Origin of the sequence: Streptomyces sp. NPDC101393 (assembly GCF_044767385.1) — a bacterium.
GTDB lineage: Bacteria > Actinomycetota > Actinomycetes > Streptomycetales > Streptomycetaceae > Streptomyces.
In genome coordinates, this window is the sequence record NZ_JBIWNU010000019.1 from 28325 (window position 1) to 45897 (window position 17573).

Annotated in this window: 22 protein-coding genes; 18 read left to right on the forward strand and 4 right to left on the reverse strand. The window is 71.1% G+C overall.

Annotation, left to right across the window (positions count from 1 at the left end):
• Window positions 1–89 precede the first annotated feature (89 nt).
• The 16 genes from ACIRQ7_RS36100 to ACIRQ7_RS36175 all read left to right on the forward strand — a co-directional run bounded on the left by ACIRQ7_RS36100 (window position 90) and on the right by ACIRQ7_RS36175 (window position 10503).
• Window positions 90–506 (forward strand): hypothetical protein, encoded by a 417-nt coding sequence (locus tag ACIRQ7_RS36100; RefSeq protein ID WP_404266738.1) that lies wholly within the window; start codon window positions 90–92, stop codon window positions 504–506.
• 117 nt (window positions 507–623) lie between these two features.
• The gene (locus tag ACIRQ7_RS36105) at window positions 624–1109 is read left to right on the forward strand and encodes a Pycsar system effector family protein (protein ID WP_404266739.1); all 486 of its coding nucleotides are present in this window, start codon (window positions 624–626) and stop codon (window positions 1107–1109) included.
• A 37-nt stretch (window positions 1110–1146) separates the two neighbouring features.
• The gene (locus tag ACIRQ7_RS36110) at window positions 1147–1713 is read left to right on the forward strand and encodes a hypothetical protein (RefSeq protein ID WP_404266740.1); all 567 of its coding nucleotides are present in this window, start codon (window positions 1147–1149) and stop codon (window positions 1711–1713) included.
• 50 nt (window positions 1714–1763) lie between these two features.
• A complete protein-coding gene (locus ACIRQ7_RS36115; RefSeq protein WP_404266741.1) occupies window positions 1764–2432 on the forward strand; it encodes a hypothetical protein in 669 nt (222 codons plus the stop codon).
• Window positions 2433–2519: 87 nt separating this feature from the next.
• A complete protein-coding gene (locus ACIRQ7_RS36120) occupies window positions 2520–3143 on the forward strand; it encodes a hypothetical protein (protein WP_404266742.1) in 624 nt (207 codons plus the stop codon).
• 74 nt (window positions 3144–3217) lie between these two features.
• Window positions 3218–3790 (forward strand): hypothetical protein, encoded by a 573-nt coding sequence (locus tag ACIRQ7_RS36125; RefSeq protein WP_404266743.1) that lies wholly within the window; start codon window positions 3218–3220, stop codon window positions 3788–3790.
• 44 nt (window positions 3791–3834) lie between these two features.
• Window positions 3835–4632 carry a hypothetical protein gene (locus ACIRQ7_RS36130; RefSeq protein ID WP_404266744.1) on the forward strand — a complete coding sequence of 266 codons (798 nt, stop codon included), beginning with the start codon at window positions 3835–3837 and terminating at the stop codon, window positions 4630–4632.
• Window positions 4633–4646: 14 nt separating this feature from the next.
• Window positions 4647–5063 (forward strand): NUDIX domain-containing protein, encoded by a 417-nt coding sequence (locus ACIRQ7_RS36135; RefSeq protein WP_404266745.1) that lies wholly within the window; start codon window positions 4647–4649, stop codon window positions 5061–5063.
• 387 nt (window positions 5064–5450) lie between these two features.
• Window positions 5451–6131 carry a GGDEF domain-containing protein gene (locus ACIRQ7_RS36140; RefSeq protein ID WP_404266746.1) on the forward strand — a complete coding sequence of 227 codons (681 nt, stop codon included), beginning with the start codon at window positions 5451–5453 and terminating at the stop codon, window positions 6129–6131.
• Window positions 6128–6589: a hypothetical protein gene (locus ACIRQ7_RS36145; RefSeq protein ID WP_404266747.1), complete on the forward strand. Its 462-nt coding sequence runs from the start codon at window positions 6128–6130 to the stop codon at window positions 6587–6589. Before ACIRQ7_RS36140 ends, ACIRQ7_RS36145 begins: the two co-directional genes overlap by 4 nt.
• Window positions 6586–7146 (forward strand): WhiB family transcriptional regulator, encoded by a 561-nt coding sequence (locus tag ACIRQ7_RS36150; RefSeq protein ID WP_404266748.1) that lies wholly within the window; start codon window positions 6586–6588, stop codon window positions 7144–7146. The genes ACIRQ7_RS36145 and ACIRQ7_RS36150 overlap by 4 nt, the downstream gene beginning before the upstream one ends.
• A 2-nt stretch (window positions 7147–7148) precedes the next feature.
• Window positions 7149–7553, forward strand: coding sequence for a hypothetical protein (locus tag ACIRQ7_RS36155; RefSeq protein ID WP_404266749.1), 405 nt, complete (start codon window positions 7149–7151; stop codon window positions 7551–7553).
• Entirely contained in the window at window positions 7535–7780 is a 246-nt protein-coding gene (locus tag ACIRQ7_RS36160; protein ID WP_404266750.1) for a hypothetical protein, read from the forward strand. Before ACIRQ7_RS36155 ends, ACIRQ7_RS36160 begins: the two co-directional genes overlap by 19 nt.
• Window positions 7781–7843: 63 nt before the next feature.
• Window positions 7844–8434 carry a hypothetical protein gene (locus tag ACIRQ7_RS36165; RefSeq protein ID WP_404266751.1) on the forward strand — a complete coding sequence of 197 codons (591 nt, stop codon included), beginning with the start codon at window positions 7844–7846 and terminating at the stop codon, window positions 8432–8434.
• Window positions 8435–8878: 444 nt separating this feature from the next.
• The gene (locus ACIRQ7_RS36170; protein WP_404266752.1) at window positions 8879–9655 is read left to right on the forward strand and encodes a ParA family protein; all 777 of its coding nucleotides are present in this window, start codon (window positions 8879–8881) and stop codon (window positions 9653–9655) included.
• Window positions 9652–10503, forward strand: coding sequence for a hypothetical protein (locus ACIRQ7_RS36175; RefSeq protein WP_404266753.1), 852 nt, complete (start codon window positions 9652–9654; stop codon window positions 10501–10503). Before ACIRQ7_RS36170 ends, ACIRQ7_RS36175 begins: the two co-directional genes overlap by 4 nt.
• A gap of 157 nt (window positions 10504–10660) precedes the next feature.
• Here ACIRQ7_RS36175 and ACIRQ7_RS36180 read toward each other — a convergent pair whose 3' ends face one another.
• Window positions 10661–11092: a hypothetical protein gene (locus tag ACIRQ7_RS36180; RefSeq protein ID WP_404266754.1), complete on the reverse strand. Its 432-nt coding sequence runs from the start codon at window positions 11090–11092 to the stop codon at window positions 10661–10663.
• Between the two features lie 422 nt (window positions 11093–11514).
• On the opposite strand from ACIRQ7_RS36180, the gene ACIRQ7_RS36185 reads away from it, so the two are divergent.
• Both ACIRQ7_RS36185 and ACIRQ7_RS36190 read left to right on the forward strand, forming a co-directional pair.
• The gene (locus tag ACIRQ7_RS36185; RefSeq protein WP_404266755.1) at window positions 11515–12960 is read left to right on the forward strand and encodes a replication-relaxation family protein; all 1446 of its coding nucleotides are present in this window, start codon (window positions 11515–11517) and stop codon (window positions 12958–12960) included.
• A gap of 330 nt (window positions 12961–13290) precedes the next feature.
• The gene (locus ACIRQ7_RS36190) at window positions 13291–13512 is read left to right on the forward strand and encodes a hypothetical protein (RefSeq protein WP_404266756.1); all 222 of its coding nucleotides are present in this window, start codon (window positions 13291–13293) and stop codon (window positions 13510–13512) included.
• Between the two features lie 212 nt (window positions 13513–13724).
• Here the strand turns inward: ACIRQ7_RS36190 and ACIRQ7_RS36195 are convergent, their stop codons facing one another.
• From ACIRQ7_RS36195 to ACIRQ7_RS36205, 3 genes are all read right to left on the reverse strand, one after another.
• Window positions 13725–13943 (reverse strand): hypothetical protein, encoded by a 219-nt coding sequence (locus ACIRQ7_RS36195; RefSeq protein ID WP_404266757.1) that lies wholly within the window; start codon window positions 13941–13943, stop codon window positions 13725–13727.
• Window positions 13944–14400: 457 nt separating this feature from the next.
• Window positions 14401–14688 carry a hypothetical protein gene (locus ACIRQ7_RS36200; RefSeq protein ID WP_404266758.1) on the reverse strand — a complete coding sequence of 96 codons (288 nt, stop codon included), beginning with the start codon at window positions 14686–14688 and terminating at the stop codon, window positions 14401–14403.
• Complete coding sequence (locus tag ACIRQ7_RS36205; RefSeq protein WP_404266759.1) at window positions 14688–17210, reverse strand: Helicase associated domain protein; 2523 nt, start codon at window positions 17208–17210, stop codon at window positions 14688–14690. The genes ACIRQ7_RS36200 and ACIRQ7_RS36205 overlap by 1 nt, the downstream gene beginning before the upstream one ends.
• Window positions 17211–17573: the final 363 nt, after the last annotated feature.

Sequence of the window (17573 nt, forward strand, 5' to 3'; positions counted from 1 at the left end):
GACGGCTGCCTGATCCACCCGTACCGCCCAGCGCGGCCGGGTGGTGAAGGGGAGCCGGACAGCCCGGTCCACTGACCGAAAGGGACTCCATGACCCTGTCGATCCCCACCTCCGCAGCGCTGGAAGCGCAGACCGAGGCCCTGCTCTCCCGGGCCGCAGAGTTCGAAGCCGCCTGGTACACGGGTCCTCGGATGTGGTTCGGCACCAGCGGCGAACCCGTTACCGGCCCGCAGGTCGCCACGCATCTAGAGACAGCCCTGGCCCTGCTGGAGAGGGAGGGCTGGGAGCCCGGCGAGTTCGGCCTGCGGGAGGTACTGGACGGCCCGCTGGACGTGAAGGGCGTGTCAGGCAGCGTGCTGGAGCTGGTCATCTGCGCCCACACCGGCGCCAGCGCGGCTGCGCCGCGGCTGTGGGACACGGTGCCGGGCCGGACCATCGACCAGGTCCGCGCCCTGCTGCTGGCCGGCTCCGCCTACGCCCGCCGTCACGGCCCTGCCCAGCACTGACCACCCGCTGAACGCAGACCTGGTCTGTCGACTGCCTGATCCACCCGTACCGCCCAGTGCGGGCCGGGTGGTGAAGGGGAGCCGGACAGCCCGGCCCAGACGACCTGGGAGCCGCCCGTGACCACCGCCCTGCCCGCCACGACCGACCAGAACTTGAACACCACACTCGCCAGGGTGGCCACCGAGATCGGCCGCACCGATTCCAAGGCGTCGCTGTTGCTCGCCTTCGACGGCGCTGCCCTGGCCGGCATCGCCGGCCTCGCGGACAAGCCGCTGCCGCTCGCCACCAAGGTGATCGGCGGTCTGGCCGCCCTCACCCTCGCTGCGGCTGCGGTCTTACTCCTCTTGGTGGTCCGCCCCCGCCTCGGGGGCACTACGCCCGCCCCGGGCAGCTTCCCGCACCTCGCGCAGCTCTCCGAGACCGAGATCCCCGACGTGATGGCCCAGGACTACCGCGCCGCCAACCTCCGCGTCTTGTCCGCCCTGACCGTCCGCAAGTTCACCGCGCTCGCCTCGGCGGTCGACCTCATCCTCGCCGCCCTGGGCCTCCTGGTCCTCGCGGCCGCCGCGGCGCCGGCCTCCACCGTGCTCGCGTCCCTGTAGCTCGCACCAGCCGTCCACCACAGTCAAAGGAGTCCCGATGCCGACCCTGTTCTCCCGCACCTCTGAAACGCCGACCACTTCCGAGTCGAGCCAGCCGACGCCGGAGACCTGGACGCCCGAGGGAGTCACCGTCGCCCAGCGATACCTCGGCCTCGCCGGCGCCGTTGTCCTCGTCTACACCACGGACTCCAGCTGGAGCGGCGAGTACTACGCCGTGGCGTGCCTGGGTTGCACCTACATCACCGCCCGGCACAAGGACCGCCCCGGCAGCGACTTCCTGACCCAGCAACGGGCCGCCGAGCTCGCCAACATCCACGCGGGAACCTGCCGGGCACTGCGCCGGCCGCTGCCTGACCGCCCGGACGACGCCACTGCCCGCGACATCATCCGCCGCCACCTGCACAACGCGCGCCGCTCCGTGAACGACCGCCCGCTCCTCCTTTCCGACCTCCACCCGCAGCGCCTGGTTCTTCAGCGCACCACGAGCTGGATCGAGACCGAGCTGCTGGCCGTCGCTGACGAGCACCCCGACGTGCTGACCGCCAAGCCCCGCGCCTACGGCACCGGCTACGAGTTCACTCTCCACCCCTTCCCCCGGTCCTGACCCGCGCCCGTACCTGCCGTCCCGCCAGCCGCCGAACGAAGGAGCACACCATGAAGCAGACCACCTTGCTGACCGTCGCCGAAACCGCCACGGAGGCCGTCGACATGTCCACCATGCTGATCGGCGGCGCCCTCGGCGCCTGGGTCGGCTACACCTGCTACCCCGACACCTGGTCGGGCGACTGGCGACTGGCGGCCACCGGCGCCATCGCGGTCATCGCGGCCGTCGCCATCAGCGACGTCGCCGACCTGATCCTCACGCCCGTGCGGCGCCTGCTGGCACAGGCCCGTGGCGCCCAGCCCCGCGTCCAGGCCGCGAACACCCTGGAGGAGGGCCTGGAGCAGGTCGTCGATGCCACCGAGAACGACGCCGCCTCCCGCGCCGCCTCCGACGCGTGGGGGATCGACCAGGGTGACGGCTTCCTGCGGACCGAGGACCGGTGGCGCGGCTACGAGGACGCCACGGCGTCCTTCTTCCTCGCCCCCGGTGTCTGGCTGCACTACTGCACCGAGAAGAACGAGTACGGCCGCGACGCGGCGCGCTTCACGCTGCTGACCGGCGACAGCGAGGCCCCGGTGACCATCACCGGCATGGAGCAGATCCGCCACCACCTCGCCGCCCGCGCCGCCGGCCTCCCCGTCGCCCCGGCCGCCACCGAGGGCCACGTCCAGGACGACGTCCTGGACGACGACCTCACCGGCCTGCACGCCACCGCCTGACGGGCTACCCGTTCCGCCCCGGCCCTTCGTGGCCGGGGCGGTGCGGTGGCCAATCAGCAACTTCCCCGAGCCGGAAGGCCCTCCCGCATGAAGCCCGCCCAGATCACCGTCATCCGCGACGGCCTGTTCACCTCCCGCCGCCTGACCGCCGACATCACCGACACCGTGCCCACCGCACAGCGCCTGGTGAAGGAGCACTTCGGACGCCGCCCGCTGACCGCCGTGGAGGTCGTGGTCACCTCCACCAACCGGATCGCGATGCTTGCCACGACGGCGCAGGGCGCGGCGGCCGGGCTGAAGCCGGAGGCATGGGACGGCAAGACGCTCACCCTGACCTCCCGCCCGACCGACCTGTACTCGGTCGCGGTGATCGCACCGAACAACACGGTCCGCGTCCTGGTCAACGCCACGCGGCTGCGCCGCCGCCAGCGCGAGATCGGCGCGACGCTCGTGTGGGCGTTCGTGGAGGTAGACCAGCTGTGCCGCAAGGGCGCCTGGGACCACCGCATCGCCCTGACCCGCCACGAACTGGGCGCCAACGTCCTGCCCAAGCACAAGGCCCGCGCGCTGTACCGGGTCGAGGCGGACTGGGAGGCCGAGGCAGAGAAAGCCACCGGCCAGATCGTCGGCAAGGTGATCCGGCAGAGCCGGCAGGCCGAGGCCACCGCCGAACGCGAAGCCGCGGCCACCGCCGCGCAGGGCGCTGCCTGACCCGGCACCGTGCCGTCCCGGCCCACCGGCCGGGACGGCGCGGTGCCCCGTCAGCCCGCCCGCAGGAGGACCTGTTGCCCAGCACCGCCACCGAGGCCCCGGCCGCTCGCCTCGCCGCCGTCGTCGCCGATGTCCTCGGCACCGACTGGACGCCGCCGAACGAACTGGACTGGCCCGTCGTCTTCACCAGCGAGGCCGCCGACCGTGACCTCACCTTCTACCCCGACCGGAAGAACAGCCGGCTCATCTTCGAGCTGTCCCCGGCGGGGGCCGCCTCGGGCGACTTCGACCGCCGCCTGTTCGCGAAGTACACCCCCGACCTGACCGGCCACGACAGCATCGACGGCTGGCTCGCCGACGGCGCCCTGGCCACCGTCGCCGACGCCCTGGCCGTGATCCTGGAGCGGCTGATCAAACTCCCCCTCCCCGAGCGCGTCGCCCTCGCCGACCCGCTGCAGACCGAGCGCGAGCGCCTGGCCGAGCAGGCCAGGGAACTGGCCGCGAACGCCTCCTACTTCGCCGCCGGCCTCATCTGGTCCCAGCCCGTCGCCGACGACGCTCAGCGACTCTGCACCCTCGCCCGCGACCTCGCGCACACTGCGACCCGCGTGGACGAGCTGCGAGGCCACAAGAACCCCCGCCGCTGACCCGACCACCCGTCACCAGCACGTTCCCGACCACGGAGGAACCCATGGCACGCAGCACCCGGCCCGTCATCCACTACATGGCGACCCGGCCCGACGGCACCGTCCCGCCCACCTGCGAGCACCTCGCCCGGTACGCCCGCGCGCACGGCGAGCCGGTCCCGACCGTCAACCTCGCCAACCACGTCGGCCAGGTCATCGACCACCCCAGCCCCGGCCAGAAGTGGTACACCGACCGGCCCTTCAGCTACTTCCACATGTACACGCGGCCCGGCGAGATCCTGGAGCGCATCACGGAGGGCTGGCCGATCCGGCTGTTCGTCGTGCAGCCGCTCGGTGAGACCGGCAACTGGGGCGGCCGCCACTACCCGTACTGGCTGATGTCCCAGCAGATCCGCGTCGTAGAGGAGACCGAGGCGTGGCAGGCGTTCGGGCACCGCGGTGAGCAGGTCCTGGCCGCCCTCGCGCAGCTTCCTGACCTCGCCCGGCAGTGGGCCACCGAGTGGGCCGCCGACCCCGAGGGCACGCGCCGCACGTACAAGGCGTGGGAGAAGCGGGTGGACGACACTCACGCGCTGACGCAGTGGGCGTACTGGCGGGCGCAGTACGCCCGCCGTTCGGCCAGCCTCGCCACGGCCAACCAGCTCGCCGGGGACGCCGCCGGGCAGGCCGCCACCGATGCTGGCGCCGAACCCCACGCCGTCGCCCTGATCCGGCTGCGGGCCCGCTGCCTGGCCGCCGGTCAGCTCATGCACGACCGCATCCGAAACGGCGAGTACGAGCAGTCAATCCGCGCCCTGCTGCTCGGTGCCGGACTCGACACCCCCGCCCCCGTCCCGGCCTGAGCAGGAGGCATCTCATGAGTACCGACACCACGGACGAGACGATCCGCTACACCGCCGACGTCGTCCTGCTCGCTGCCGGTCACGTCCTGCTGATCGAGCGAGGCTGGGACCCGTTCAAGGGCCAGTGGGCGCTGCCGGGCGGCCATGTGGACACGAGGGAGACCAGCCTGGACGCCTCCGTGCGCGAGCTGGAGGAGGAGACCGGCATCACGGTCCCGGCCTCCGGCCTGCGGCAGGTGGGCGCCTTCGACGCCCCCGACCGTGACCCGCGCGGCCGGTACGTCAGCGTCGCCTACACGGCCACCCTGCCCGCGCTGGTCCAGCCGACGGCCGGGGACGACGCCACCGCCGCCCGCTGGTGGCCCCTCACCACGCTCCCGGACCTGGCGTTCGACCATGCCGACATCCTGGCGAGCGCGACGGCCGGCTGACCTTCCTCGATGGACGCGGCGTTTCCTCCGTGCCGCCCCGGCCGGGGCGGCACGGTGTTCCGCCACGAAGAGCAGGAAGAGATGGGCGTCATGCCGCAGCCGGAGTTCTACGAGGTAGGCGTCCCGATACACGACAGCACCTGCTCGGTGAGCGGGCTGCACGTCTTCACCGGCCAGGGCCACCTCGCCCAGCGTGGCCCTGGCCCGCGCCCATCAGGTCTACGACGCGGCGCTCGCCGCGCGGAAGGCCGGTCGCTGGTCCAACCCGTTCAGCTGGACCGGCAAGAACAGCTTCGAGCTGTAGATACGCCCCGAGGCAGACGCTCACGGCCTGGTAACCGACGCCTGCCTCGGGCCACCCATCCCGTACGAGAGGGAGAGACCAGTATGGCCTCCACCGTGCGCGTACACGCCCCTTCGGGCAATCGCGCCCTGATCATCACCAGTCTCGCGGTGCCGCTGACCGGCTGGGCTGTCCACGCCGTCAGCCTCCACCGCAAGCTCGCCGCCGCCCGCCGCGACCCGCTCACCGGCCTGCTCGGACGCGACGGTTACACCACCCGGGCCCGGCAGATCACCGGCCGGTACGGCGACCACGCCCTGGTCGGCATCGTGGACCTGGACCACTTCAAGGAGATCAACGACGGCCCCGGCGGGCACGCCGCCGGCGACCGCGTCCTGGCCATCACCGCACAGCGCCTCACCGCGTGGGCGGGTAGCCGAGGTGCGGTCGGCCGGCTCGGAGGAGACGAGCTCGCCTTCGCCGTACGGATCGGCGCCGCCCGCCGCGAGCTCCGTCTCGCGCAACTGGTCACCCTGCTCGCGCAGCCCGTGGAGATCGAAGGCGGCGCCCTGGTCGACGTCGCCGCGTCGGTCGGCGCCGCCTCCCCCGGCGTCCTCGGCACCACGGACCTGTCCGCGCTTCAGCGGGCCGCCGACGCCGCGATGTACGCGGGCAAGCACACCGGCCGCCCGGTCCTTGCCGGACCGCAGCACGCCGCGGTGCCCTCCATCAACGGCCGCCGCGCCGGACGGCAAGGCACCAGCAAACTGGGGTGCGCGGCATGAGCGAGACCCCCACCGCCGCCGACCCGGGCACCTGGATCCGGGGCATCACGATCCGCCAGCCCTGGACGACCTGCATCCTCGCCGGGAAGGGCGTGGAGAACCGTCCGCAGCCCTGGTCCTGGCGCGGCCTGGTGCTGCTGCACGCCGGTGCGGCCACCGAGCGGGCCCCGCTGCGCGACCCGCTGGTCGCCACCGCGATCCGCGGCCGCGCCCTGCACACCCGGGCCGTCATCGGCGTCGCCCGCCTCACCGACTGCCACCAGGACGCCGCCGGCGCCGACCCGTGCTCGCCGTGGGCGCAGCCCGGCGCGTTCCACTTGGTCCTCGCCGACGTCCAGGAGCTCGCGCTCCCCATCCCGTGGCTGCATGGCCAGCTCGGACCATGGCGCCCCACGCAGGACCTTGTGGAACAAGTCCTCTTTCAGCTCCCCCACCTCGCTCCGGAGGGCACCTCATGAGCGGCAACCGCACCGGCGTTCCGCAGCCGCCGACGTTCATCGCGGCCGACGACCGCATTTCCTTCCCCACCACCGACCAGGTCCTGCGCTGCCGTACGGAACCCGGCCTGTTCTCGATCGAGGACATTCACAACACTGACGAAGGCCCACGCGCCCGGGAGAAAGCTCTCGTCAAGGCCAAGCACGCCTGCTCCGGCTGCCCGATCGTCAAGGGCTGCCTGAAGTGGGCGCTCGCCAACCCCGGCCTGACAAAGACCGGGGTGTGGGCGGCGACCACAGTCCGCGACCGCAAGCAGCTGCGCAAGCAGCTCGTGGCGCGGCTCGGAGAGGACTGGATCGGCGTGGTGGCCGAACAGGACCGGCTCCGCCGTGAGCGGAAGCGCGCGGCGCGCACCGTTCCGCCCACCGTCCACGAACTGGCCCTCGCTCGGCTGGAACTGGAGGCCATTCCCACCCGGCCCGCCCCGTACAACCGCTGGAAGCAGCCGATCACCCCTCAGCAGGGGGCGTCCAACCGGCGCGTGCTGGAGCTGGTCGCCAGCGGCAAGGCGGCCTGACCGTGGCCGACGACGCGATAGCCCTGGACGGCTTCCTGGACGAAGAGACCGTGCCCGGCGACGTGCACGGGTCGACGGCGCGGTTCCGCCTCACCGTCTCCCCGACGGACGAGCGCGCGGACGAGATGATCCTGCCCTGCAGCGTCGCCGACCCGTCGCTGGCCCACGCGGTCATCCACGACCTGGTCCCCGGCGACAAGCTCCGCGTCACCGGCTACCTCCGGCTCCCCCGCACACCGGACGAGCCGGTGTGGCTGGTCGTCACCACCCTCGCCGTGCTGGAGACCGCGCCGCTGTTGTCCGACCCGCCGCGCCCCACCCGCAGCCGCGCCCCGCGGCCGAACTCCACCAGCTGCCCTTGCCCGAACCCGACCAGGAGACGAAGCCCATGGCGCGCATCAGCGTGAAGATCGCCCCGCTCCACCCCGACGGAACCGAGTGCACCCACGCGGTCCGGTCCTCCGGCAAGCCCCGCGACCCCGACTCCGGATGCGCCGGCCGCCGCAACTACGCCGTGGTGTGCAGCACCTGCGGCCGGGTTGGCGAACCGCACGGCCTCCGCGTCCTTGCCGAACCGGCGCAGAGCGCGCACCGCGACAGCCACAAGACCGCGCCCGTCCCGGCCACCCGCTGACCCCCACCCGCATGGCCGCCGGGATCACCACGGTCCCGGCGGCCCCGTCGAATATGAGGGCCGATGCCCACCACCGTCTTCGACCAGTTCACCCGCCGCACCGCCAACGTCACCGCCCAGCTCACCACCCTGGATATCCCGCTCACCGCGCCGGCCGCACCGCCCGCCGACCCCGCCGACCCGTGGGCCAGCAGCGACACCATCCCGGTCGACCGCTCCACCCTCGCCTGGTGCACCGCCGTGACGATGCTCGCCGACCACCACCACACCGGCATCGACCGCCAGGTCCTCGCCGCCGACGCCCTGCTGCGCGAACTCGGAGTCCGCGGCCTAACCCAGCTCCACTCCGACCTCCACCACGGCGCCCCCATCGACTACTGCTTCACCCGCTGCCCGTACTGCTCCGGCATCGGCGAGGACCCCACCCGGCCGGACTGCCAGGACGTCGGCTGCGCGCCGTGGCACGAGTTCGCCGGACACGATCACCTGTGCCCGGTCTGCCAGGGCGACGACTACCAACCCCAGTGGTTCGCCGAAGAGCACATGGCCGAGCTGGAGCAGCTGCTCGCCGACGCCATCGAGGTGCGCGAAGAGCGCGCCTCGCTCCGCTACCGGATTCGGACGCTGCTGCGCCGCCGGACGCTGCGCACGTGACGGCCCTCTTCCGCTGCTGCGGACACGGCACCCCCCTGCACCCCGGCGACCGCAAAGAGGTCGCGGAGTTCACCGCCATGCTCACCGCGCGCCAGAGTCTGGCCCCCTGGACCGGACGTGAATCCACGGCGCCTGGACCGAGCCCTACCGACTCCTCACCCATGCCCTCGCCGGGCGCGACCTCCCGCCCGACATCGACCTGAGCACCTGAGCAGACACGAAGCGGCCCTCGCCGTCCGGACCTCGATCCGGGCGGCGAGGGCCGCTTTTTTGCGTTCTACGGTGAGGAACCGGGCCCTGGGATGAACATCGCACGAGCGTCCCGGAGTTCTGATCCCTGGTCTCCTCGTTCGGGTTGTCCCGTGCCACGACGCCCGCCGCTGCTCCTGCCAACACCATGCGCGGGGGGCTTGGCGTCCGCGGAGCAGCGCTATCGTGCCCGTCATGACCGAACCATTCCCGTCCGAAGAGGATGCCCCGGTGCCTGCCGAGCCCGTGGGTAACCTGCCCATCCCTAACACCCACCCCGACGGCGGCCCGCGCAGCATCGTCTTCGTCAACGAGAAGCCCGGCACCGCGAAGAGCACCTCCGCAGTCCTCACGGCGCTCGCCCTGCACGAGGACGGCCAGGACGTCGTCCTCATTGACGGCGACGTCAACGGCAAGTCCGTCATGGGCTGGCACAACGCGATCGACGGCTTCCCGTTCCGTGTCTTCCAGATGCCGTCGGTGACCCTGCACCAGGACATCCCGAAGACCTTCAGCGACCCCAAGACCCGCATCGTGATCGACGCCCCGCCGCTGGAGAACCAGCCCGGCATCGCGCGCTCTGCCATGCGGTACGCAGACCTCAGCATCATCCCGGTCGCTCCGTCGTCCATGGAGACCGAGCGGATGGGTGACATCCGTGACGAGATCAACGACCTGGGACCGCTGACCCTCAACGGCATCTGCGCCCGAATCCTGCTCAACCGCTGCATCCCCCAGGCCAAGCGGCACAACAGGCTCTACCGGAACATCCTGGTCTCCGGAGGGTGGAACGTCTTCGACACTGCCATCCCTATGGTCACCGAGTTCCAGGGAGCCTGGGGCAAGGCCATCGAAGCCGGAGGCGGCGAGTACGACCAGCTCCTGGTCGAACTCGGCATCCGACAGACCCGTGACGCCACCTACGACGAACTGGTGTCGTACCTGACGAAGGCGCGGGAGAGCAACGCATGACTGAGAAGGACACTGCCGCACCCTCCGCGCGGCGCGGTAGTCGCCGACGTCGGCGCGATTACAAGGCCGACGAGGCCGCGGCGAAGAAGGCCGTGGCCACCCATCGCCCAGGCGGCCGTCCCAAGAGCCATCAGAACCCGGTCTTCCTCTCACCTGAGTACGACCAGGGCACCCCGGCGGAGCGGCTGGCCAAGCTCGAAGCGCTCATCTCCGCAGCGCAGTCTGCGGCCGAGACCAGCCTGATCGTCGCTCACAACGAGTTCGTCATGCAGGCCGGCCCCGCACTCATCAAGATCAAGGAAGACGATCTGTGGCAGGCGGGCGGGTACACCAGCTTCAAGGACTACTTCGAGAAGAAGTGGAAGTACACCGAGCAGCGGGCGTACCAGCTCATCAGGGCTGTGCCAGTGATAGCGGCCCTCAAGGGTGTCGCCACCGTGAAGATCAATGAGGGGCAGTGCCGCGAGCTCGCGCCGGTCGCTCGCGATCACGACGCCGCCACGGTCCAGAAGATCTGGCGCGCGGCTGAAGCCAAGGGCAAGGTCACGGCGAAGTCGCTGGCCGCTGCTCGCGATGAGCTCAACATCAAGGTCGTCGTCGACGACGCTGAGCGGCTGGTGCCTCGCAGCAGGAAGGCTCCAGCACCTGCGCCGGTCGACCCTGTCCAGCAGTTGGCCGGGTACGTCGGCCACGTCGAGGCTTTCGCCCAGCAGATGCAGGGGCTCGCCGACACATACGCCGACGCGGTGAAGAAGGACGCTCCGGCAGCCGAGAAGCTCCTCGCGGAGATCCGGGGACACATGGCCGCCGCCGCTGCCGCGTTCCCCCAGCAACCCCCGAGCGACTAAACAATTGTTCAGTCGCAACGGCCCCGCATCGAGGAAGGATGCGGGGCCGTTGCGTTGAGGGTACGGCTAGTCGGGGATCTGAGCGCTTCCGGCTCTGTCCTGGAACCCCGTCCCGGGACGCCGCCAGGGTCCTGGGACGGGACGGTGAACTCCGGCGCTACGGGTGCACACACGCCTCGGGGTGCGCCTCGCCTGCGGCCCGCGCCATGCGTTCGTCCCGCATGGCCTCCAGGGTGCGGGTGACGTCCTGGGGATTGTCGGCGAGGATCTGGGCGGTGAAGTGCGCGATGCAGCGGGCGATGCCCGGCAGCGCGGTTCCGGGGCAGGCGGCGTTCCAGCCGCGTATCGCCATGAGGAAGACGACGCCGAGCTCGTCCAGGACGAAGGAGTCGGCGGTGACGTCGTCCATGTCGTCGGACAGCGCCGTCACCGGGAAGACGATCTCCTGTGCCACCGCGCCCAGCAGACCGGGGTAGGGGATGAGCTTGGTCATGAGGTCGGCCACGGTGTTGTCGTCACTGGCGTCGATGGCCAGCACGTAGTCGAAAGCCAGCTGAACCTGCTCGGGAGTCAGCGAAGCGTGCAGCATGGTGGTGCTCCTGTCGTAGGCCGCCGTGCTGGTTACGGCGGCGGCTACGGACAGGTTCGAGCACCGAGCCTGTGGACAGATTTCCAGAGTTCGGCATGCCCAGCCTGTGACCGCAGCGGTAAGCACCGCGCTGCTGAGGGGCGTTGAGGGCTGCCCGCCCGGCATGCCCCCTGCTGCGTGTCCTACCGTTTCCCCTACCGACCCCCCTACGCCGCGCCCCCGAGACTCAGGGGATAAAGTCGCAGGTCAGAGTGCATGGGTAAGCGGTTCCGGGCACTTCGACAACCCTCCTTCCCCTCTTCATGTCAGTGGTTGGTGTTAGTGATTGGGGGTGGGGCGTCGGGTCCGGGCCGGGCTCGTGGCCGCAAGGCCGAGCGGACGCACCGGCCACGGCCGGAGCGGTGGAGAAGGGGTGGTGGGCAGTGGGCGGGACGAAGCGCCGGCCGTACGGGTCGACGGCCAAGACGCGGCAGATGGTGCTCGCCGCACTGGGTGTGGTGAAGGTGGCGACCGCCGAGCAGATCCGCCAGCTGATGTGTCCAGGCACGGCCAGCGCGCAGACCGTCCGCAACGGCTGTCTCGACCTCGGCCGCGACGGCCTGGTGGAATCTCTCGGCTCGGCCGGCCGCACCAATGCCGCGGGCAACCTGGTCAGCGAGAAGTTGTGGAACCTGACCGGCCCCGGTCTGGAGGCTGCGGCCGCGGTGCTGGACCGGCCGGTGCGGGAGATGGGCGGCACCGCCCGTGGCGCCGCACGCGCGGGAGCCAAGCACGCGGTGAAGGTCACCGACACCATCACCGCGTTCCTGCAGACCCCACCCGAGCCGACCCGCCCCATACCCCGCAAACGGCCTCACCCCGCCACCAGCACCCCGACCGGCGACCCGGCGGGCAATGACACCTCCGCTGCCCCAGCGGCCGCTCCAGAGCGCCCCCAGGGTCTGGGACCGATCAGCTCCTGGGCAACGGAGGTTGTGCTCCCGGTCTCCGGCACGCTCACCACCCCCGGCAAGAACAGCCCCCGCGCCGACGCGGTGCTCACCGCTCCGGAGGCCGGGCTGCCGGTGATGTTCGTGGAGGTCGACAACGGCACCGAGAGCCCCGTCGTCCTCTCTTCCAAGGCCGCCCGCTACCGCGAGTTCTTCCGCCGGACCGTGAAGCCAGCCACCCGCTCAGGCAAGCCGACGCCGATGTGGGAGGCGCTCTACGGTCCCCTGGAGGGTGAGGGGTATCCACCGCTGGCGATCGTGTTCACCAAGCAGGTCGGCCGCGTCGCGATGAACAACCGGATCGACAGCGTCAGGCGGCTGACCGAAGAGCACTGGGCCGGCCGCTACCACCGGTTCGCCGTCAGCTACGGCTCCGCCGAATACGACAGCTACACCGACTACGCGGACGCCGTGCCGATCCTCGTCACCACCCTGGACCGGCTGCGCGTGCACGGACCCCTGGGCCCGGTCTGGTTCCGCTTCGGCCACCCCACCTGGCAGACCCTCACCGAAGCCCTGGATAACCCAGACGACGAACGCGCCTATAAACGCCGTCAACGCCGTCGTGATCAGCTCCGTGACCAGCAACGCGAGCAGCAGGAACAGCAGCGCGAGCGCGAGCGCCAGGAAGCGAGGGAGCAGTGGGCGGCACAGGAAGCCGCCGCCGAGGCCGCCAGGGAGCCCGACCCGGTGTGCCAGGAGTGCCACGGGCCGCTGGAGAGCAGCCCCTTCGAATACGACCCACGGGAAGAGGCCGCACCGCCGGCCGACGGCGTGCACTGCGCGGGCTGCCGTATCCAGATGGCCGAACCCACCACCCGACGCTTCGGCCGTGTGTTCCGCCGCCTGGTGAACGGCGACGAGTACCCCCGCCGGTAGCGGCCCGCCCAGGGCGAGGGCGGACCGGATACCAAGATGCTTACCCGGCCTGTGACCTGCGGGGTAAGCGGCAGCCGACGACTTACGTGGTGGCCGACCCGGGGCGGAGTCCGATGACCGGTCTCGGAAACACTCCCGGTGGCTGGTGGCTGGTGGCTGGTGGCTGGTGGCTGGTGGCTGGTGGCTGGTGGCCGGTGGCCGATGGCCGATGGGTGGTGGCCGGTGGCCGATGGTTGGCCGAACCGTGTAGACCCCCCGGCCGGGCGCGCGAGATCCCCTGAGCGGGCCTGCCCGCGCGCGGCATGCCCTGGAGCTCGGCAGGCTGAAGGCATGCCCAAAAGCATGCCCCGCATCGTGGTCCACCCACCAGCGCCCACTGGCGGTCGTCGCGTCCACATCGATGCCGAGATCCTCGGCGTCGCCTACAACATGGCCGACCTGCTGGAGTTCCTGCGCCGGGCCGGTCTGGATCCCGACGAGGTGCGTCTGAACGATCCGATGATCGACTGGCGCGGCGGTGGTCCGGACGTCTGGAGCCTCCCTCCCAACTGACGCTCCGTCCGACGCATCGGGTGCACGCCGCTCCTTCGGATGACCGCCCCGACCGAGGGGAAGCCCAGCCTGTGTCGGGCAAGCCGGCCTGCCCTCCTGCGGTGCCCGCTTCGGTGGGCACTTGGGAACCCCCTTTGGGGATCGACACCCCGGGCTTCGGAAAGGCGATGGCAACCCCGGCCGGGCAGGTCCGTCCTGCCCGGCCGGGGCGGCTACTCCCAGGGCTTCGGTAGCGCGTGCCACAGGGCTCTGAGCCAGTCGGGCGGGTTGGCGAGGAACTTGTCCACCAGCCGGTCGGTGATGGAGCGGGCGGCGCCCTGAACGGCGCCGTGGCCTATCGCGGCGGTCAGGCCGGCACCGACAGCGGGCTGCTGTGGGGCGGGCGCGGGGTCGGGCGGCTGGACGGGCGCGGGAACGTTGTCCCGGGTCATGATGCCGCTCCCTTGAGCAGAGGGATCGAGGACAGCGGACACCTGTGGTGGTGTCGTCCGCGTGGGGGTGGTGCGCGCCTCGCGGTCGGCGGTCCTGCTGCGGCTCTCTGCCTGAGAGCGTCCCTGTGGGGTCTCGGCCCTGGCCCAGGGTGGCGTGTTCAGCGTAGCGGCGATCGGCGCGGGTGTTGCCCCGGCTGTCTGGCGGGTGGTCATCGGTACTGCCTCCGGCGTGAGTTCGACATGGCGGGCGGGACAGTGACAGGACTCAGGTGCTTGCGTCTCGTCCTGCCTGGCACGGCTCCTTCACCCCGTAGGGCCGGAAACCGGGACCCGGACAGCAGCGGCCGGGAAGAAAGATCCCGGGCACGACGAAGGCCCGGACGCCTGGTCCGGGCCTTGCGCTGTCGAAGGTCGTCTAGTGAGTCGACTGCCAGTAAGGGAGTCGGAGACCTTCCGTCTACTCGTGCTCTCCCCGGGAGCGGTTGGCGACCCAGTCCGGATCGCGTACGGGCGTCGGTGCTCGGGTCTCGGTGGCCGGGGCGCGCATGATGCGCCAGCTGGTGCGCGGCGTGGTGACGACGTGGACCAGGACGACGACGGCCTGGCGGCCAGCACCGCCCCGGACCCACGCCCCGGTGAAGCGGACCTGATCGGCCACCCAGTCGCCCAGTCGCTGCCACGGGCGCAGTCGCCCGAGCAGATAGCCGGCCGCGAGCGCGGCGGCCGCGGTGACGGCGATGCCCATCACGACCACCGCATCCCGATCGCGGACAGCTGCTCCACCCGCTCCGGCGTCAGCGTCGCGGCCCTGCTCCGCTGATTCCCGATCCAGGCTCCCAGCTTGTGCTCCCGCTCCTGCTGGTCCTTGCCGACGGTCCGCTCGATGTGCTTCCTCGGGACCTGAAGGTGCCCCTCACGCTCGTAGAACTGCTTGGCGGCCTCGTAGTTCATGGCCCACTTGTCGGCCTGCGTACGGCGCGGCGGCGGCTTCTCGTCCTCGCTGGCGGGCTCGATACCGAGGACCTGCTCGCACATCCACTGCTGCACGGTCGTGAGCTGGTCCCACCCGAGCCGCACCGACGTCACCCACCGCCCCAGATCCTCGCCCTGGCGCAGGACTTCGCCCGCCGTGGTGGGCAGCGCCTCACCGGCGTCCAGGTGCATCCGGACCAGGTGGAAGCAGCGCTGCCAGGTGACAGGCCAGCTCGGGCACCAGGACGCGTCGATCTCCTCCAGCTGCTCGCGCCGCTCAGCCGACAGCGCCCCGGCCGACGACTCCACCGCCAGCCCCTCCGCACGACGCCGCTCGTTCTCCGCGGCCTTCCGGGCCGCGGCCCGCGCGTTCTTCAACCAGATGCCCACCGCCGCGCCCTGGAACGTGGCGTCCAACGGGGCCAAGAGGTGGCCAGCCTCGGCCGCCCACCCGCGCGCGGCGGACAGGCCCTCCTCCCACGCGACATCGAAGTGGCTCCAGATCATGCCCAACTTCTCCAACTGGGCGACGCGGTCCTCGTCCATGTCACCGCGGGCGTAGAACCGCCTGGCGTCGGCGGTCCACTGCCCCAGCGGGAACCCGGCGAGCGAGGCCGGCCACCCCCCGGCCTGCGCCTCCTGGTCGTCGACGGCAGGCACGCGGAACGTGAACGGCACCTTCAAGTCGCCGTGCTCGCGGGCGAAGATGACGGCGGCCTCCACGCCGCGCCGCCAGTGCTCGTGCTCCGGGTTGAGGACGCGCAGGTTGATGAACGCGGCGAGGGCGGCTGGGTCGCGGGGCGTGGAGAACTTCAGCAGGGCCTTGGCGGGGCCGCTGACGCCTCCGGAGCCCTCGCCGCTCCCGCCGGTGCTCTTGCCGCTCTCGTCCTTGCTGACGGGCTTGTAGCGGCTCGGAGCCTGCTGCTCCGCGAGGCTCTCCACGATCCGCGCGTCATGCGCCCGCAGCGCCTCCAACAGCTTGGCCAACCCGCCGAATGCCCGGGACGTGAGCATGTTGTCCGCCGTCTCTCCTGGCCCGAGCAGCACCGGCACCACGAGCGAGGCCACCTTGCCCTCGCCCGGCTGCATCCGCAGCGCCCGCCCTACGGCCTGGACCAGGTCGGGCATGGAGCCGCGCACGTCCGCCCAGTAGACGGAGTCGCAGTGTTTGGTGTCGACGCCCTCGCCCAGCACCTTCACCGAGCACAGGAAGCACTTCTCCACCACGGTGCCGTCCGTGGCGATCCCGGCCGCGAACTCGCCCAGCAGACGCCGCCGGTGCAGAGGCTTGTGTTCCCCGCACAGCCAATCCGCCCAGATCGTCCTGGGGTACAGCTCGGGATCGGATGCGTGCAGCTGCGCGGCGACGTCGGGAAGGCCGGCCGCGAACGCCTCGGCTTCGCGGATCTGATGGTGGAACACCAGTGTGCGGCGGAAGCCCTCCTCGGCTGACGCCTTGACCAGCGCGGTCTGTAGAGCGGCGAGCCGTGCACCGCGGACCTCTGCCGAGCGGCCTTCGGCGCCCAGGAGCTGCGCGGCCTGGAGCGCGGTGTCGGTGACGTCCACGCATACGACCTGGTAGGGGGCACAAATTCCCCGGTCGATGGCCTCCGAGAGCGTCAAGGTGAACGCCCTGCTGCCGAAGGGGCCCTCAGGGTCGTCTTCCATGCTCGCGACCAGCTCGCCCGGTGCGCCGGCCTCGTCGTCCTCCCCGAGCTGCCACAGCCGGGGCGTGGCCGTCATGTACAGGCGACGCAGGGCCGGGATCTTCTGGTTGTCGTGGACGACCGCCCACGGCTTCCCGATCCGGCCCGAAACGCGGTGGGCTTCGTCCACGACGATCAGGTCCCAGGCCGCGAGGCCCCCGGCGTGCGCCCGCTCCAGCGTGCCCAGCCCGAGGCTGGCGTACGTGGCGTACACGGTCACCTTGTCCAGGCCCCGCGTCCACTCCACCAGCTCGTCCACGTCCGTGGTGTTGGGGAAGGACACCTCCTCGCCCCGCAGCGAGGACACCCCGATCATCGGCCCCCGGCGGCCCCCCTCGCGCCACGCGGCCTCGGTCTGGGCGAGCAGGTCCAGCGAGGGCACGAGCACCAGCACACGGCCCGCGTGGAGCTCCTCCGCGCTGCGGACCGCCACCCGGGTCTTCCCGGACCCGGTCGCCATGATCACCTGCGTTCGAATCCCTCGTTCGGGCACAAGCGATCTTGCAGGCAATTCGAGGGCGCGCACGACCGCGTCAATGGCTTCTCGCTGGGCCGCCTCGCGCTGGTCAATGCGATCTGTGCTCGACATATTCGCCTGCCTTATCCTGGGGTGCCGTCCGGTCGATTCGAGCGGCGGGAAACGGGAAACCTGCATGTAGAGGAGCCGCAAGGGCTACGGTTGGACTGGTGCGATCGGCTGGTTGCTCTGCCTCACCGGAGCACCGGAAAGGCCGTGGGATGGATCTTGATATCCCTTCGGAGTGGTCCGGGGTGGCGTGCTCTGAGTCCATAGCTTATCTCGGCTCCAAAAATGAAGCACACGGAATCGCGAGATCCCCTCTAACGTGGCCGAAAGCTGCTAGTCTTGCCTTATCGCAAGCCACTCCAAAGCCTTGACGCCCCCTCAATCGGCCCCACCCGCCTCTGGGGCCGGCCTCCGCGCTTCCCGCTC

Coding starts and splice junctions, on each gene's coding strand:
- ACIRQ7_RS36100 (WP_404266738.1), top strand. CDS start 90: ATGACCCTGTCGATCCCCACCTCCGCAGCGCTGGAAGCGCAGACCGAG.
- ACIRQ7_RS36175 (WP_404266753.1), top strand. CDS start 9,652: ATGACTGAGAAGGACACTGCCGCACCCTCCGCGCGGCGCGGTAGTCGC.
- ACIRQ7_RS36195 (WP_404266757.1), bottom strand. CDS start 13,943: ATGACCCGGGACAACGTTCCCGCGCCCGTCCAGCCGCCCGACCCCGCG.
- ACIRQ7_RS36135 (WP_404266745.1), top strand. CDS start 4,647: ATGAGTACCGACACCACGGACGAGACGATCCGCTACACCGCCGACGTC.
- ACIRQ7_RS36110 (WP_404266740.1), top strand. CDS start 1,147: ATGCCGACCCTGTTCTCCCGCACCTCTGAAACGCCGACCACTTCCGAG.
- ACIRQ7_RS36130 (WP_404266744.1), top strand. CDS start 3,835: ATGGCACGCAGCACCCGGCCCGTCATCCACTACATGGCGACCCGGCCC.
- ACIRQ7_RS36120 (WP_404266742.1), top strand. CDS start 2,520: ATGAAGCCCGCCCAGATCACCGTCATCCGCGACGGCCTGTTCACCTCC.
- ACIRQ7_RS36115 (WP_404266741.1), top strand. CDS start 1,764: ATGAAGCAGACCACCTTGCTGACCGTCGCCGAAACCGCCACGGAGGCC.
- ACIRQ7_RS36200 (WP_404266758.1), bottom strand. CDS start 14,688: ATGGGCATCGCCGTCACCGCGGCCGCCGCGCTCGCGGCCGGCTATCTG.
- ACIRQ7_RS36165 (WP_404266751.1), top strand. CDS start 7,844: ATGCCCACCACCGTCTTCGACCAGTTCACCCGCCGCACCGCCAACGTC.
- ACIRQ7_RS36140 (WP_404266746.1), top strand. CDS start 5,451: ATGGCCTCCACCGTGCGCGTACACGCCCCTTCGGGCAATCGCGCCCTG.
- ACIRQ7_RS36150 (WP_404266748.1), top strand. CDS start 6,586: ATGAGCGGCAACCGCACCGGCGTTCCGCAGCCGCCGACGTTCATCGCG.
- ACIRQ7_RS36145 (WP_404266747.1), top strand. CDS start 6,128: ATGAGCGAGACCCCCACCGCCGCCGACCCGGGCACCTGGATCCGGGGC.
- ACIRQ7_RS36180 (WP_404266754.1), bottom strand. CDS start 11,092: ATGCTGCACGCTTCGCTGACTCCCGAGCAGGTTCAGCTGGCTTTCGAC.
- ACIRQ7_RS36170 (WP_404266752.1), top strand. CDS start 8,879: ATGACCGAACCATTCCCGTCCGAAGAGGATGCCCCGGTGCCTGCCGAG.
- ACIRQ7_RS36190 (WP_404266756.1), top strand. CDS start 13,291: ATGCCCAAAAGCATGCCCCGCATCGTGGTCCACCCACCAGCGCCCACT.
- ACIRQ7_RS36160 (WP_404266750.1), top strand. CDS start 7,535: ATGGCGCGCATCAGCGTGAAGATCGCCCCGCTCCACCCCGACGGAACC.
- ACIRQ7_RS36205 (WP_404266759.1), bottom strand. CDS start 17,210: ATGTCGAGCACAGATCGCATTGACCAGCGCGAGGCGGCCCAGCGAGAA.